Origin of the sequence: Curvibacter delicatus NBRC 14919, from assembly GCF_001592265.1 — a bacterium.
GTDB classification, from domain to species: Bacteria; Pseudomonadota; Gammaproteobacteria; order Burkholderiales; family Burkholderiaceae_C; genus Hylemonella; species Hylemonella delicata.
In genome coordinates this window covers 49,500-64,686 of sequence record NZ_BCWP01000006.1, presented here as the reverse complement: position 1 = coordinate 64,686, position 15,187 = coordinate 49,500, and the positions used below count along the sequence as shown (strand labels likewise).

Sequence of the window (15,187 nt, the reverse complement as noted above, 5' to 3'; positions counted from 1 at the left end):
GGTTTCATTGCTTTCTGACAGCCCCGCGAGGGGCTGTTTTCATTTCGGCGAACCTGCTGCGTCAGGGGGCGGGGCGGCTATGATTGCCGCCATGCGCCAGATCGTTCTTGACACTGAAACCACGGGCCTGTCCGCCGAAGGCGGCGACCGCATCATTGAAATCGGCTGTGTGGAGCTGCTCAACCGCAAGCTCACCGGCAACAACCTGCACTTCTACCTCAACCCTGAGCGCGACAGCCACGAAGACGCGCTGCGGGTGCACGGCATCAGCAACGAATTCCTGCGCGACAAGCCCAAGTTCGCCGAGGTGCCGGAGGAAATCCTGGCCTACCTGCAGGATGCCGAGATCATCATCCACAACGCGGCCTTCGACGTCGGTTTCCTGAACAAGGAACTGGAGCTCATCGGCAAGCCGGCCTTCGGTGAATTCGTGGCCAGCGTGACCGACACGCTGGTGATGGCCAAGGAGATGTTCCCGGGCAAGCGCAATTCGCTCGACGCACTGTGCGACCGCCTGGGCGTCGACAACTCGGGCCGCACGCTGCACGGCGCCTTGCTCGACGCCGAGCTTCTGGCCGATGTCTACATCAACCTCACACGCGGGCAGGACGCGCTGCTGATCGACGTGGCCGATGCCGAAGACGGCAGTGGCAGCTTCGAGCGCGTGGACCTGAGCCGCTTTGAATTGCCGGTGCTGGCCGCCAACGAGCAGGAGCTGGCGGCCCACGACGACCTGTTGGCCCAGCTCGACAAGGCCAGCGGCGGCAAGACCGTGTGGCGCAACGCAGCCTGATGCCGGACAGTGGAAAAATCTGTGGCATAATGCTGGTTTTCCCGGAGACGCAAGCGGATCTGGGAAAACGGATTCAGGGCGATTAGCTCAGCGGTAGAGCACTGCATTCACACTGCAGGGGTCACATGTTCGATCCATGTATCGCCCACCAAACGAAAATAAAGGACCCGGCAGAAATGCCTGGTCCTTTTTTCTTGCCTGAACGGAGTGGCGTGTGGAACAAGTCGATAGCGTGGTGATCGGGGCCGGTGTGGTGGGGCTGGCCGTGGCGCGGGCCCTGGCACTGGCCGGACGCGAGGTGATTGTGGTGGAAGCGCAGACCACCATTGGACAGGGCGTGAGTTCGCGCAACAGCGAGGTGATCCACGCCGGCCTGTACTACACGCCTGGCTCGCTCAAGGCCAAACTGTGCGTGCGCGGCAAGGAGCTGCTCTACGCCTTGTGCGCCAGCCATGGCGTGGACCACCGCCACTGCGGCAAGCTGGTCGTGGCCACCACTGAATCTGAAGCAGCGGCCTTGCGTGCCCTGCAGGACAAGGCGGTGGCCAACGGCGTGCCGGTGCAATGGTTGGACGCGGCGCAAGCCCAGGCCCTGGAGCCTGCACTGGCGTGCACGGCTGCGTTGCTGTCGCCCACCACCGGCATAGTGGACAGCCATGGCCTTATGCTGGCGCTGCAGGGCGATCTGGAGAAGTCGGGCGGCATGGTGGCGCTGGGCTCGGCGGTTGAATCGGCCGTGTTGGGGCAGGGCGGTGCGCCCCATGTGCTGCGGATGGCCGACGGCAGCGAGATCGCAGCAAGCATCGTCGTCAATTCGGCGTCGCTGCACGCGTGCGCGCTGGCGCGCCGCTTCGAAGGGCTGAACGCGCACCATGTCCCGCAGGAGAGCTACGCCAAGGGCAGCTACTACGCCTTGGCCGGCCGCTCACCGTTCTCGCGCCTGATCTATCCGGCACCGGCCGACGCTTGGCTGGGTGTGCACCTCACGCTGGACCTGGGCGGCCAAGCCAAGTTCGGTCCCGACCTGGAATGGCTGGACACGAAGCAGCCCGAGACCATCGACTACACCGTGGATCCGCGCCGTGCCGACGGCTTCTATGCCGAGGTGCGACGTTATTGGCCCGCGCTGCCCGATGGCGCGCTGCAGCCCAGCTACAGCGGGGTGCGGCCCAAGATCTACGGGCCTGGCGAGAAGGCGCCGGATTTCCGCATCGATGGCCCGGCCCAGCACGGCGTGCCGGGCTTGGTCAACCTGTTTGGCATTGAGTCGCCGGGTCTGACCAGCAGCATGGCCATCGGCGAGCATGTCGCCGATTTGCTATCGAAATAGTAGCTGCTTGCGCTTTTCCGATAAGGTCTAGCGCTTGTTTTTGATGGCAAGTGCAGCTTGCTTCACCAATTCAGGCCCTTGGTAGATCAGGCCGGTGTAGATCTGTACCAGGTCGGCGCCGGCCTCGATCTTGCTCAGCGCATCAGCCGCACTGAGAATGCCACCGACACCGATGATGGGGTAGTCACGACCGAGTGCGGCACGCAGCTGGTGGATGACGCGGTTGCTGGCTTCCAGCACCGGCGCGCCCGACAGGCCGCCGGCCTCCGCGGCATGTTCCAGCCCTTGCACGGCCTCGCGGCTGAGGGTGGTGTTGGTGGCGATGACGCCGTCCATGCCGTGGCGCAGCAGGGTGGCGGCGATCACATTGACCTGTTCCTCGTCCAAGTCCGGGGCGATTTTCACGAAAACCGTTACGCGCTTGCCGTGTTGCTGCGCCAGTTGTTCGCGCTTGGCAGCGATTGCGCCAAGCAGCCCATCGAGCGCCTCGTCGCTCTGCAGTGCGCGCAGGTTCTTGGTGTTGGGGCTGGAAATGTTGATGGTGACGTAGTCGGCGTGCGGGTAGACGCAGGCCAGGCCGATCAGGTAGTCGTCGGTGGCGCGTTCGATTGGGGTGGCAGCATTCTTGCCGATGTTCAGGCCCAGCAACATCGGCGTGCCGTTTTTCTGGCGGAAGGTGGCGCGCCGGACATTGGCGATGAAGGCGTCCAGCCCATCGTTGTTGAAGCCCATGCGGTTGATCAGCGCATTGGCGGCCGGCAGACGGAACATGCGCGGTTTGGGGTTGCCCGGCTGCGGCAGTGGCGTGACGGTGCCCACCTCAACGAAACCGAAACCCATGGCGCCCAGGCCGTCGATGCAGCGCGCGTTCTTGTCCAGTCCGGCGGCCATGCCGACGCGGTTGGGGAAGTGCAGGCCGGCCAAGGTCACCGGGTCTTCTACCCGGGGCTGGCTGTAGGCGCAGGCCAGCAGGGTGTTCTGGGTGCGGGCCAGCATGTCAATGGTGAAGTCGTGCGCGGCTTCGGGGTCCATGCGGAACAGCGCGGCGCGGGAGAGGGCGTAGGGGATCAGAGACATTGGATAATTCCTGCAATTCACCCGATTTTCCCAGATCAACCCACCCACTCCTTTTTCAGACATGCTTACCCAAGACGAACTCAAGACCCTGGTTGGCCAGGCGGCCCTGCAATACGTGGTTCCCGGCGAGATCGTCGGCGTCGGCACCGGCTCCACGGTCAACAAGTTCATCGATGCGCTGGCCTCGATGAAGGACCAGATCAAGGGCGCGGTCTCCAGCTCGGTGGCCAGCACCGAGCGCCTGCTGGCGTTGGGCATTGAGGTGTTTGATGCCAACGCGGTGGGCGAGCTCTCGGTCTATATCGACGGCGCCGACGAGATCGATGGCCGTGGCTACATGATCAAGGGCGGTGGTGCGGCGCTAACGCGCGAGAAGATCGTGGCGGCACAGTCGCGCCGTTTCATCTGCATCGCTGATGAGTCCAAGCTGGTCCAGACCTTGGGCAAGTTCCCTTTGCCGGTGGAAGTGATCCCGATGGCGACGCAGCGCCTGGTGCGCCAGTTCGCGGCACTCGGTGGTACCGCCAAGGTGCGCATGCAGGGCGGCGAACCACTGCTGACCGACAACGACCAGCACATCCTCGATGTGACAGGCCTGCAGATCAGCGATCCGCTGGCGTTCGAATCCGAAGTGAACCAATGGCCGGGTGTGGTGACGGTGGGCGTGTTCGCGCATCAGCGTGCGCAGGTCTGCCTGCTGGGCACGGCCAGTGGTGTCAAAACACTGAACTTTTAAGGACTCGGCCTAAGTACTGGGCCGGTGACGGCTCAGAAGGTGATGCCGGCGGGATTGTCCGGGCTGACTGTTGGCGTGCGTGGCGATGCGGCCTCGGGCACGGTTGGAGCCACAGGGGTTTTGCCGTTGGCGGCAGCCGGGACGGGCGGTGGCGGCGGTACCAGCGGTGTTGGCGCCGGGTTGCGGTAATTGGCGGGCAGCTGCGAGCTCTTAGGGTAGCCCGCGGCATCGAGGTACTGGACCCAGTCGGCCTGCATGAACCCCTTGAGGCGCTGGCCACCAATGGTCAGGATGGGAATGGACGCGTCGCCACTGAACTTCTGCAGGGCATCGGCGTCCTGCGGCGTGGTGACGGTGCGCTCGGTGAAGGGAATGCCGCGGTTGGTGAGCAGTGCTCGGCCGCTGTCGCATGGGGCGCAGTTCTCGCCGCTGTAGAGCGTGACCGGATAGCGGCGCGCCAGTTGACGCAGCTCATAGGGCAGCTCACTGGCTGCCTGGGTTTCGCTGCGGCCATCGGCATTGAGCGCGGTGGCCCTGTCGCTGGCCGCCGGCGGCTTGTCGGAGAAGGTGACGCGGCCATCCGGTCCGACGATGCGGTAGATGCCTTGCGCCTGAACCAGAGAAGCGGTCAGGGCCAGCAAAAGACTGGCGGCCGCAAGGGTTGCCGGGTGCTGGTGGATTGACCGTTTCATGGTGTTGGGTTTCCCTTCGATGGATCAGGCCATGCCCTGGTGCCGCAGCAGGGCGTCGAGGCTGGGTTCGCGGCCGCGGAAGGCCTTGAACGACTCGATGGCCGGTCGGCTGCCGCCGGCCTCCAGGATGGCTTGGCGGTATTGTCGCCCGGTTTGCACACTGGGCAAGCCGTCCTTACCAACTGTTTCCTCGAAGGCCGCATAGGCGTCGGCGCTCAGCACCTCGGCCCATTTGTAGCTGTAGTAGCCTGCGGCATAACCGCCGGCGAAGATGTGACTGAAGGTGTGCGCGGTGCGGCTCCAGGCCGGTGGCTGCAGCACGGCGACTTCGGCGCGCACCAGGTCGAGCAGGGGCATGAAGTCCTGCGCCGGGTCGTGTTCGGTGTGCAGCAGCATGTCGAACAGGGCGAACTCGATCTGACGCAGGGTTTGCATGCCACTCTGGAAGTTCTTGGCGGCGATCATCTTGTCGTACAAGGTGCGCGGCAGCGGCTCGCCAGTGTCGACATGGGATGTCATGTGCTTGAGCACATCCCATTCCCAGCAGAAGTTCTCCATGAACTGGCTCGGCAGCTCCACCGCGTCCCACTCCACGCCGCTGATGCCCGAGACATCGCGTTCATTCACCTGCGTGAGCATGTGGTGCAGGCCGTGGCCGAACTCATGGAACAGGGTGATGACGTCGTCGTGCGTCAGCAGGGCCGGCTTGCCGTCAACACCGTCGGCGAAGTTGCAGACCAAGTGCGCCACCGGCGTTTGCAGGCGGCCGGTGTCGGGGCGCAGCCAGCGTGCACGCACGTCGTCCATCCAGGCACCGCCGCGTTTGCCGTTGCGGGCCGGCTGGTCGAGGTAGAACTGGCCCACCAGTTCATTGCCACGTTCGATGCGGTAGAACTCGACCGACGGGTGCCAAACCGGGGCGGTATCACGCCGGATGGACACTTCGAACAAGGTTTCGACGATCTTGAACAGGCCGGCCAGCACGCGCGGCGCGGTGAAGTACTGCTTGACCTCCTGCTCGCTGAAGGCGTAGCGTGCTTCCTTGAGCCGCTCGCTGACATAGGGCCAATCCCAGGGCTGCGGGTCGTTGATGCCCAGTTGGTCGCGGGCGAAAGTACGCAGGTCAGCCAGATCCTGTTCGGCATAGGGCCGGGCCTTCTGCGCCAGGTCGCGCAGGAAGCTGATGACCTGCTGTGGCGACTCGGCCATCTTCGGCACCACCGACACTTCGCCGAAGTTCACGTAGCCCAGCAGTTGGGCTTCTTCCTGGCGCAGCGCCAGGATCTCGCGGATCAGGGCGCTGTTGTCGAACTTGGATCCTTCACCCTCGGCCTGGTCGGAGGCGCGCGTGACGTAGGCGCGATACAGCGTGTGGCGCAGCGCGCTGCTTTTGGCGAACTGCATCACCGGCAGGTAGCTCGGCATCTTGAGCGTGAGCTTGTAGCCGTCCTTGTCCTCTTTCTGGGCGGCGGCGCGCGCGGTCTGCTTCACATCTTCGGGAAGGCCGTCGAGTTCGGCCTCGGTCGCGTAGTAGGCGAAGGCATCGGTGGCATCCAGCGCGTTCTCGCTGAACTTCTGGGTCAACTCGGCCTGGCGCTCCTGGATCTGTGCGTAGCGCTCCTTGGCCGCTCCCTGCAGTTCGGCACCACCCAGCACGAAGTTACGCAGCGCGTTCTTGTGCGCCTGGCGCTGTTCGTTGTTGAGCGTGGACGGATCGATCGCCTTGTACTTGGCGTACAGGCGCTCGTCGGAGCCCAGGCGGGTCCAGAACTCGGTGACGCGGGGCAGGGCGGCGTTGTAGGCGGCGCGTAGCTCGGGCGTGTCGGCCACGCTGTTGAGGTGGCTCACGGCACCCCAGGCCCGGCCGAACTTCTCGGTGGTGACGTCAAGCACTTTGGCGATCGCCGTCCAGTCGGCCGGGAAGTCCGGTGCGGTGACGGTCTCCAGCGCAGCGTCGGACTCCTGCAGCAGGGCGTCGATGGCGGGGGCCACATGCTCAGGCTGGATCTGGTCGAACAGCGGGAGGTCGGAGAAGTCGAGGAGGGGATTGCTCATGTGCAGCATGTTACGGCCGGCCCTTGATGATTCAAGGCCTCCGGCCATGGGTTTTTTCAATGACGGCGATCAGGCCGCGGCCACGCGCTCGGCCGCTTCCATCGTGTTGACCAGCAGCATGGTGATGGTCATGGGGCCGACGCCACCGGGCACCGGGGTGATCCAGCCGGCCACCTGCTTGACGCCTTCGAAGTCCACGTCGCCGCACAGCTTGCCTTCGTCGTTGCGGTTCATGCCGACGTCGATCACCACCGCGCCAGGCTTGACCATGTCGGCCGTCAGCACGTTGCGCTTGCCGACCGCAGCCACGATCACGTCGGCCTGCAGCGTCATGGCTTTCAGGTCCTTGGTGGCACTGTGGCAGACGGTGACGGTGGCGTTCTGGCCCAGCAGCATCAGCGCCATCGGCTTGCCCACGATATTGGAGCGGCCGATCACCACGGCATGTTTGCCCTTCAGGTCGTAATTGATCGATTCCAGCATCTTCATGCAGCCGTAGGGCGTGCAGGGCCAGAAACCGGGCTGGCCGACCATCAGCGCGCCGGCACTGGCAACGTGGAAACCGTCCACGTCCTTGGCCGGGGAGATGGCCTCGATCACCTTGTGCGCATCGATGTGCGCCGGCAGCGGCAGCTGCACCAGGATGCCATGGATGGCCGGGTCGTTGTTGAGTGCCTCGATGCGGGCCAGCAGCTGGGCTTCGGTCATGCTGGCTTCGTACTTTTCCAGCACCGAGTGCAGGCCGCTGTCTTCGCAGGCCTTGACCTTGTTGCGCACATAAACCTGCGAGGCCGGGTTGTCACCCACCAGAATGACGGCCAGCCCGGGCGTGATGCCACGCGCCTTGAGGGCGGCGGCGCGCTGCGCCACTTCGGCGCGCAGTTGTTTGGAGAGGGCGTTGCCGTCGATCAGGCGTCCGGTGGTCTGTGTCATGGTGTTTTCCAGTTTTGTAAGTAAAAACGCCCGCTAGGTCTTATGCAGCGGGCGTGAGGTGCTATTGAAAAAGTAGTGTCAGGTTTTGGGGCGGCCTGCCCGAGGGCGATCTTGAGCAGGTCGGCCACGGTGTTGGCACTGAGTTTTTCCATGATGTTGGCGCGGTGCGCCTCCACCGTCTTGATGCTGATACCCAGGTCGTCGGCAATCTGCTTGTTCAAGCGGCCGGCCACGATGCGTTCCAGCACCTGGCTTTCGCGCAGGGTGAGCTTGGAGAGCAGGGCGTCGCGGCTGGCGGCCTGCTGGTGCACGCTGAAGGACTCGCGGGCGGTTTCCAGCATGCGCTCGACCAGACTGACCAGCTGGTCTTCCTTGAAGGGTTTCTGGATGAAATCCATCGCACCTTTTTTCATGGTGTCCACCGCCATCGGGACGTCGCCGTGGCCGGTGATGAAGACGATGGGCAGCGGGGAGCGGCTCTCGATCAGGCGGTTCTGCAGTTCCAGCCCGGTCATGCCGCCCATACGGATGTCGACGATCAGGCAGGCGACTTCGCGCGGGTCGTAGCGGCTGAGGAAGGATTCGGCCGAGTCGAAGCAGCGCACCCGGTAGTCCTTGCCTTCGAGAAGCCACTGCAGCGAATCGCGCACGGCCTCGTCGTCATCCACCACATAAACCGTGCCCTTTTTCGGAATCAAACTCATGCTTTAACCTGAGACTTTCTCTGCTGGGGGTTGAAGTGCGGCCATGTCAGGCGCCGCGTCGGCCAGAGGGAGCCAGAAGGAGAACCGGCACCCTGTCACCTCGGAGCCATTGTAGATGTTCTCGGCCTTCATCCGGCCCTGATGCGACTCGACGATGGAGCGGCACAGCCCGAGGCCGATGCCCATGCCCTCGGCCTTGGTGGTGTAGAAGGCCTCGTACAGGCGCTCCATCACTTCGGGTTCGATGCCTTTGCCGGTGTCCGTCACGGAAAAATCCACCACCGGTTTGCCTTCGGCCTCCGAACGCGTCACGCGCAACTCGATGCGGCGCCGATCGGCGGGCCGGTGCGCCTGCGCCACCGATTCGGCGGCGTTCTTGAGCAGGTTGACCAGCACCTGCTCGATCAGGATCGGGTCCACCAGCAGCTTGGGCAGGCGTTCGGCCACGTGGTGCGTCAGGCGCACGTTGAAGCGGCGCAGGCCGATTTCCGTCAACTCCACGGCCTCGTCCACCATGGGGCCGATGTCGGAGAGCGTGCGGTTCGGTTCGCTGCGCTTCACGAAGGCGCGGATGCGCTGGATGATCTGGCCGGCGCGCTGCGCCTGCCGGGCGGTTTTCTCCAGCGCGCTCAGCAGGTCTTCTTCGGAAATCTGGTGCGCCTTGATGCGCGAGACCATGCCGTTGCAGTAGTTGTTGATGGCGGTCAGCGGCTGGTTGAGTTCGTGCGCCACGCTGGAGGCCATCTCGCCCATGGTGATCAGGCGGCTGGCGGTCTGCGCCCGTTCAGTCTGGGCGGCCGCCTGCTCTTCGGCCAGGCGGCGTGCCGTGATGTCAGTGGCAATCACCATCTGCGCCAGTCGGCCATCCACCCAGGTCAGGTAGCGCGTGCGCACCTCCAGCCACTTGCCGAGTTCTTCCACGTAAAGTTCGGCGCTCTCGGTTTCCACGTCCGGCAGGTTGCTGGTGGGCATGCCGACCAGGGTGTCCACGCTGTCGCGTGCGTCGCCGCCCGACAACTGGATGGGTTGGCTGGTGTGCCCGGCCAGGCGGACATGGCCGCTGCTCTGGTCATGGAACCAGAGCCGGTACATCTTGTTGGCAAACAGCAGTTCGTCGGTGCCCAGCGGCGCCACCGAGACCGAGGCGTCGAGGGCTTCCAGCACGGTGGTGAAACGCTCATACGACGCGTAAAGCTGTTCACGCACCCGGTTCGGCTCGGTGATGTCGGTCATCGAGGTCATCCAGCCGGTCTGCTGGCCGCGTGCGTCGATCAGGGGCGAGACGTGGATGCGTGCGTCGAACACCGTGCCATTCTTGCGTTTGACGCGGATCTGAAAGCCGGTGCTGCTGACACGGCCCTGCAGCTCGTCATCGAGCCGCGCCCGCAGCAGTTCCTGGTCTTCTTCCGGCCAGTAGGGGAAGGGGGCGGTCTGGCCCACCAGTTCGTCCTCGCGCCAGCCGGTCATCTGGCAGAAGGCGGCATTGACGTAGGTGATGCGCCCCTGCAGGTCGAGCGCGCGCATGCCGGTCGGCATGGAGTTCTCCATGGCGCGGCGGAAGTTGGTTTCCAGCAGCAGTGCCTGCTGCGCCTGCATGCGCCGGCGGGTGTGGCGCCAGTTGGCAATCAGCATCCAGGCCGTCATGGCGCTCAGCGTGCAGACCAGCCAGAACAGGCCGCTGCCGATCACGCCCAGCGAGGTGCGGTAGGCGCGCGCCTTCAGCACCAAGCCATTGCCCACCGGTGACACCGGCACCTCGTACTCGTTGGCCGGGTTGGCCCAGGGCAGCAGGCGGGTGGCCGGGTTGCGTTTGGGCAGGCTGGTACCCGCGAGCAGTTCGCCCTTGGCGTCATGCAGCGAGAAGGCATAACGCGCCGTGACCTCGGCCGGCACGCCGAAGCGGTACAGGCCGTCCACCGAATACTCGACCAGCATGACGCCGGCAAACTTGTTGCGCCACGACAGCGGGATGTGCAGCTCCAGCAGGGAGAGGCTGTCCGGGCTGGGGCTGCGCTGCGAGTAGACCGGTTGCTGCACCTCGCGCGCCAGGTTGTAGGTGTTTTCTGTTTCCCCGGTGGTCAGCGTCTCGCCGGCCAACCTGAAATGCGAGGCCGACAGATTGCTGTAGCTGGCCTTGATGCGGCGGCGTTCGTCGATCCAGCTCATGCTGTTGAGCTCGGGGTACTGGTTGATCAGCGATTCGGCCCGACCCTTGAACTCCTCGGCGTCCATTTCACGGTTACCCAGTTCGCGCGCCACGCGCATGAGCTGCTCCTGGCGCTCCAGGAGGCGCAGCCGCAGCTGCTGCTGGGCGTATTCAAGATCGTGGCGCAGCGCCTCCTGCTCACGGTCAATTTCTTCCATCCGCAAGTAGGCGAACACGACCACGATGACTGCCAGGAACAAAAGCACGGCGACCAGCGGCGCCAGCATGGCGTAACGGTCTTGGCGGTGGGGAGACTGGCGGCGCCACCACTGGCGGATCGGGCCGTTGGTGGGCAGGTTGCGCAGGAAGGGCAGCGCGGGGGGCAAACGCAGGGACATAGGGGCAAGTGTAGTGGCGCGGCTGTGAGTATTGTTTTGCCTGGATTCAATCTAATTCCACATTAAGAAATCAAAAAGCATGATTTGAAATGTGGCCAAAAATATGAGAAACTCCGCGCCACCAATCAAGACACCGTACTAAATTACGTTTAAACAAGGAAAGAAGGAGACACGCATGTCAGCCCTACCTGAAAACCTGTTGGGTGCCGCCAATGACGAGGACCGGCAGGAAACCCGCGAATGGATCGAAGCGCTGCAGGCAGTGATTGCCAGCGGCAGCACCACCGCCGAGGGGCGTGCCCGGGCCCACTTCCTGCTGGAACAGTTGCTGGAGCAGGCGCGGCAGGAAGGCATCGACATGCCGTTTTCGGCCACGACTGGCTATGTGAACACCATCGAGACGGACCAGGAGGTGCGTTGCCCCGGTAATCTTCAGATTGAAGGCCGTCTGCGTGCCTACATGCGCTGGAACGCCATGGCCATGGTGGTCAAGGCCAACCGCCACCACCCGCCCGAGGGCGGCGACCTGGGCGGCCATATCGGTTCGTTCGCTTCGCTGGCCAACATGTTCGCGGCCGGCTTCAACCATTTCTGGCATGCCGAGAGCGAGAACCACGGCGGCGACTGCATCTACATCCAGGGCCACGTGGCCCCCGGCATCTATGCGCGCGCTTTCCTGGAAGGCCGCATCACCGAAGAGCAGCTGCTGAACTTCCGCCAGGAAGTGGACGGCAAGGGCCTGTCCAGCTACCCGCACCCCAAACTCATGCCCGAGTTCTGGCAGTTCCCGACCGTCTCCATGGGCCTGGGCCCGCTGATGGCGATCTATCAGGCGCGTTTCCTCAAGTACCTGCACGCGCGCGGCATTGCCAACACCGAAAACCGCAAGGTCTGGGTGTTCTGCGGCGACGGCGAGATGGACGAGGTGGAAAGCCTGGGCGCGATCGGCCTGGCCGCACGTGAAAAACTCGACAACCTGATCTTCGTGATCAACTGCAACCTGCAGCGCCTGGACGGCCCGGTGCGCGGCAACGGCAAGATCATCCAGGAACTCGAAGGCGAGTTCCGCGGCGCGGGCTGGAACGTGATCAAGCTGATCTGGGGCAAGGGCTGGGACGACCTGCTGGCGCGCGACAAGGACGGCGCGCTGCGCAAGATCATGATGGAGTGCAACGACGGCGACTACCAGGCCTTCAAGGCCAATGATGGCGCCTACGTGCGCAAGCATTTCTTCGGTCGTGACCCGCGCACGCTGGAGATGGTCGCCCACATGAGCGACGACGAGATCTGGAACCTGCGCCGCGGCGGCCACGATTCAGAGAAGGTCTATGCTGCCTTCCATGCGGCCAATGAGCACAAGGGCGAACCCACGGTGCTGCTGGTCAAGACCGTCAAGGGCTTCGGCATGGGCAAGATCGGTGAAGGCAAGAACACCGTGCACCAGACCAAGAAGCTGTCGGACGAAGACGTCAAGGCCTTCCGTGACCGCTTCAACATCCCGATCCCGGACAGCCAGATTGCCGACCTGCCGTTCTACAAGCCGGCCGACGACACACCCGAGATGAAGTACCTGCACGAGCGCCGCAAGGCCCTCGGTGGCTACCTGCCGCATCGCCGCGTCAAGGCCGACGAGCAGTTCACCGTGCCCTCGCTCGACACCTTCAAGGCCATCCTGGAGGCGTCGCCCGAAGGCCGCGAGATTTCCACCACCCAGGCCTATGTGCGTTTCCTGACGCAGTTGCTGCGTGACCAGGCACTGGGCCCGCGTGTGGTGCCGATCCTGGTGGACGAGGCGCGCACCTTCGGCATGGAAGGCCTGTTCCGCCAGGTTGGCATCTACAACCCGGCAGGCCAGCAGTACACCCCGGTCGACAAGGACCAGGTGATGTACTACAAGGAAGACAAGGCCGGCCAGATCCTGCAGGAAGGCATCAACGAGGCGGGCGGCATGGCCAGCTGGATTGCCGCCGCGACCAGCTACAGCACGAGCAACCGGATCATGATCCCGTTCTACGTGTACTACTCGATGTTCGGCTTCCAGCGCATCGGCGACCTGGCCTGGGCAGCGGGCGACATGCAGGCACGCGGTTTCCTGCTGGGCGGCACCTCCGGGCGTACCACGCTCAACGGCGAGGGCCTGCAGCACGAAGACGGCCACAGCCACATCCTGGCCGGCACCATCCCCAACTGTGTCAGCTACGACCCGACCTTCGCGCACGAAGTGGCGGTGATCATGCAGCATGGCCTCAAGCGCATGGTGGAGAAGCAGGAGAACGTTTTCTACTACATCACCCTGCTGAACGAGAACTACGCCATGCCGGGCCTCAAACCCGGTACCGAAGAGCAGATCATCAAGGGCATGTACCTGCTGGAAGAAGGCGCCAAGAAGACACCGCGCGTCAACCTGCTGGGCTCGGGCACCATCCTGCGCGAGTCGATGGCCGCCAAGAAGCTGCTGGAAGAAGAGTGGGGCGTGGCCGCCAACGTCTGGAGCTGCCCGAGCTTCAACGAACTGGCACGCGACGGCCAGGACTGCGAGCGCTGGAACCTGCTGCACCCGACCGAGACCCCGCGAGTGCCTTTCGTGGCGCAGCAGCTGGACAAACACAGCGGCCCGGTGGTGGCGTCGACCGACTACATCAAGTCCTATGCCGAGCAGATCCGCTCCTTCCTGCCGAAGGGCCGCAACTACAAGGTGCTGGGCACCGACGGCTTCGGCCGCAGCGACTTCCGCAGCAAGCTGCGCCAGCACTTCGAGGTGAACCGCCACTACATCGTGGTGGCCGCCCTCAAGGCGCTGAGCGAGGATGGCAGCGTGCCGGCGGCCAAGGTGGCCGAGGCGATTGCCAAGTACGGCCTCAAGGCTGACAAAGTGAATCCGCTGTATGCATAAAGCGGGTTGATCTTGCGGCGCACGCCTATCGCCTGGCGATGTGACGTGGGCGCTGCAAGACCCGCTTCCCAACAGGAAGAACAAACATGGCAATCGTTGAAATCAAGGTCCCCGACATCGGCGACTTTTCCGAGGTGGCGGTGATCGAACTGCTGGTCAAGCCGGGCGATACCGTCAAGGCCGAGCAGTCGTTGATCACGGTCGAGAGCGACAAGGCGTCGATGGAGATTCCATCCAGCCACGCCGGCGTGGTCAAGGAACTCAAGGTCAAGCTGGGTGACAAGGTGAAAGAGGGTTCGGTGGTGCTGATGCTGGAGGCGGCCGGAGAGGCGGCTGCGCCCGCCGCGGCCCCCTCGGTCCCCCCGGCGCCGGCCGCATCGGCCCCGGCGCCTGTTGCTGCGGCACCCGCTGCTGCACCGGCGTTGGCGAGCGAACCCGTGGCACGCATTTCGTCCCCGGTCGCTGTGCCGGCACATGAGCCCACGGCACCGGCTGGCAAGCTGCCGCATGCCAGTCCGTCGGTGCGCAAGTTCGCGCGCGAGCTGGGCGTGCCGCTGGCGGAGGTCAAAGGCACCGGCCACAAGGGCCGCATCACCGATGAGGACGTGAAAAACTTCACCAAGGCGGTGATGAGCGGCGGCGCACGCACGCAGGCCATGGGCACGGCACCGGCGGGCGGCGGTACGGGGGCCGGGCTGGACCTGCTGCCCTGGCCCAAGGTCGACTTCGCCAAGTTCGGCGAGGTCGAGCGCAAGGAGCTGTCGCGCATCAAGAAGATCAGTGGCGCCAACCTGCACCGCAACTGGGTCATGATCCCGCATGTCACCCACAATGAGAATGCGGATGTGACGGAGCTGGAAGCGCTGCGCATCCAGCTCAACAAGGAAAACGAGAAGGCGGGCATCAAGTTCACGATGCTGGCCTTCGTGATCAAGGCCTGCGTGGCCGCACTGCAGAAGTTCCCCGAGTTCAACGCCTCGCTTGACGGCGATGCGCTGATCTACAAGAAGTACTTCCACATCGGCTTTGCGGCCGACACCCCCAACGGCTTGGTGGTACCCGTGCTGAAAGACGCCGACCGCAAGGGCATCGTGCAGATTTCGCAGGAACTGGCCGAGATGTCCAAGAAGGCGCGCGACGGCAAGCTGACCCCGGCCGAGATGACCGGCGGCTGCTTCTCGATCTCCTCGCTGGGCGGCATCGGCGGGCGCTATTTCACGCCCATCGTCAATGCGCCCGAGGTGGCCATCCTGGGCCTGACCAAGACCTTCATGGAGCCGGTGTGGGACGGCAAGGCCTTCGTGCCGCGCCTGACCTTGCCCATGTCGCTGTCCTACGACCACCGCGTGATCGACGGTGCCACTGCCGCACGTTTCGCGGCCTACCTGAGCCAGGTACTCGGCGATTTCCGCCGCGTGCTGCTCTGAGCC

11 protein-coding genes and 1 tRNA gene are annotated in these 15,187 nt (G+C 64.2%); 6 read left to right on the top strand and 6 right to left on the bottom strand.

What is annotated here, in order from left to right; genetic code table 11:
* The first annotated feature begins 91 nt into the window (after nucleotides 1-91).
* The 3 genes from dnaQ to CDE01S_RS04645 all read left to right on the top strand — a co-directional run bounded on the left by dnaQ (nucleotide 92) and on the right by CDE01S_RS04645 (nucleotide 2,123).
* On the top strand, nucleotides 92-793 hold the full coding sequence (dnaQ, locus tag CDE01S_RS04655) for a DNA polymerase III subunit epsilon (protein ID WP_066704560.1): 702 nt from the start codon (nucleotides 92-94) through the stop codon (nucleotides 791-793).
* Nucleotides 794-869: 76 nt separating this feature from the next.
* A tRNA-Val gene (locus tag CDE01S_RS04650) sits at nucleotides 870-944 on the top strand.
* A gap of 63 nt (nucleotides 945-1,007) precedes the next feature.
* Nucleotides 1,008-2,123 carry an NAD(P)/FAD-dependent oxidoreductase gene (locus CDE01S_RS04645; protein ID WP_066704449.1) on the top strand — a complete coding sequence of 372 codons (1,116 nt, stop codon included), beginning with the start codon at nucleotides 1,008-1,010 and terminating at the stop codon, nucleotides 2,121-2,123.
* 27 nt (nucleotides 2,124-2,150) lie between these two features.
* Here CDE01S_RS04645 and CDE01S_RS04640 read toward each other — a convergent pair whose 3' ends face one another.
* Nucleotides 2,151-3,200, bottom strand: a complete 1,050-nt coding sequence (locus CDE01S_RS04640; protein ID WP_066704447.1) for a quinone-dependent dihydroorotate dehydrogenase — start codon at nucleotides 3,198-3,200, stop codon at nucleotides 2,151-2,153.
* Nucleotides 3,201-3,261: 61 nt separating this feature from the next.
* Between CDE01S_RS04640 and rpiA the strand changes: the two genes are divergently transcribed.
* On the top strand, nucleotides 3,262-3,936 hold the full coding sequence (gene rpiA, locus CDE01S_RS04635; protein WP_066704445.1) for a ribose-5-phosphate isomerase RpiA: 675 nt from the start codon (nucleotides 3,262-3,264) through the stop codon (nucleotides 3,934-3,936).
* Nucleotides 3,937-3,968: 32 nt separating this feature from the next.
* On the opposite strand, the gene CDE01S_RS04630 is transcribed toward rpiA, so the two are convergent.
* From CDE01S_RS04630 to CDE01S_RS04610, 5 genes are all read right to left on the bottom strand, one after another.
* Entirely contained in the window at nucleotides 3,969-4,628 is a 660-nt protein-coding gene (locus CDE01S_RS04630; protein ID WP_066704441.1) for a DUF4124 domain-containing protein, read from the bottom strand.
* Nucleotides 4,629-4,652: 24 nt separating this feature from the next.
* A complete protein-coding gene (locus tag CDE01S_RS04625; protein WP_066704558.1) occupies nucleotides 4,653-6,683 on the bottom strand; it encodes a M3 family metallopeptidase in 2,031 nt (676 codons plus the stop codon).
* Nucleotides 6,684-6,752: 69 nt separating this feature from the next.
* On the bottom strand, nucleotides 6,753-7,616 hold the full coding sequence (gene folD, locus CDE01S_RS04620; protein ID WP_066704440.1) for a bifunctional methylenetetrahydrofolate dehydrogenase/methenyltetrahydrofolate cyclohydrolase FolD: 864 nt from the start codon (nucleotides 7,614-7,616) through the stop codon (nucleotides 6,753-6,755).
* Nucleotides 7,613-8,320 carry a response regulator transcription factor gene (locus tag CDE01S_RS04615; RefSeq protein WP_245636107.1) on the bottom strand — a complete coding sequence of 236 codons (708 nt, stop codon included), beginning with the start codon at nucleotides 8,318-8,320 and terminating at the stop codon, nucleotides 7,613-7,615. The genes folD and CDE01S_RS04615 overlap by 4 nt, the downstream gene beginning before the upstream one ends.
* A gap of 3 nt (nucleotides 8,321-8,323) precedes the next feature.
* A complete protein-coding gene (locus CDE01S_RS04610) occupies nucleotides 8,324-10,864 on the bottom strand; it encodes a PAS domain-containing sensor histidine kinase (protein WP_066704439.1) in 2,541 nt (846 codons plus the stop codon).
* Nucleotides 10,865-11,039: 175 nt separating this feature from the next.
* On the opposite strand from CDE01S_RS04610, the gene aceE reads away from it, so the two are divergent.
* The gene (aceE, locus tag CDE01S_RS04605; protein WP_066704438.1) at nucleotides 11,040-13,757 is read left to right on the top strand and encodes a pyruvate dehydrogenase (acetyl-transferring), homodimeric type; all 2,718 of its coding nucleotides are present in this window, start codon (nucleotides 11,040-11,042) and stop codon (nucleotides 13,755-13,757) included.
* Nucleotides 13,758-13,843: 86 nt separating this feature from the next.
* Complete coding sequence (gene aceF / locus CDE01S_RS04600) at nucleotides 13,844-15,184, top strand: dihydrolipoyllysine-residue acetyltransferase (RefSeq protein WP_066704436.1); 1,341 nt, start codon at nucleotides 13,844-13,846, stop codon at nucleotides 15,182-15,184.
* Nucleotides 15,185-15,187: the final 3 nt, after the last annotated feature.

Bases quoted from the DNA above. Each gene is read 5' to 3' on its own strand.
- dnaQ (WP_066704560.1), top strand. From the start codon at position 92: ATGCGCCAGATCGTTCTTGACACTGAAACCACGGGCCTGTCCGCCGAA.
- CDE01S_RS04640 (WP_066704447.1), bottom strand. From the start codon at position 3,200: ATGTCTCTGATCCCCTACGCCCTCTCCCGCGCCGCGCTGTTCCGCATG.
- rpiA (WP_066704445.1), top strand. From the start codon at position 3,262: ATGCTTACCCAAGACGAACTCAAGACCCTGGTTGGCCAGGCGGCCCTG.
- CDE01S_RS04630 (WP_066704441.1), bottom strand. From the start codon at position 4,628: ATGAAACGGTCAATCCACCAGCACCCGGCAACCCTTGCGGCCGCCAGT.
- CDE01S_RS04625 (WP_066704558.1), bottom strand. From the start codon at position 6,683: ATGAGCAATCCCCTCCTCGACTTCTCCGACCTCCCGCTGTTCGACCAG.
- folD (WP_066704440.1), bottom strand. From the start codon at position 7,616: ATGACACAGACCACCGGACGCCTGATCGACGGCAACGCCCTCTCCAAA.
- CDE01S_RS04615 (WP_245636107.1), bottom strand. From the start codon at position 8,320: ATGAGTTTGATTCCGAAAAAGGGCACGGTTTATGTGGTGGATGACGAC.
- CDE01S_RS04610 (WP_066704439.1), bottom strand. From the start codon at position 10,864: ATGTCCCTGCGTTTGCCCCCCGCGCTGCCCTTCCTGCGCAACCTGCCC.
- aceE (WP_066704438.1), top strand. From the start codon at position 11,040: ATGTCAGCCCTACCTGAAAACCTGTTGGGTGCCGCCAATGACGAGGAC.
- aceF (WP_066704436.1), top strand. From the start codon at position 13,844: ATGGCAATCGTTGAAATCAAGGTCCCCGACATCGGCGACTTTTCCGAG.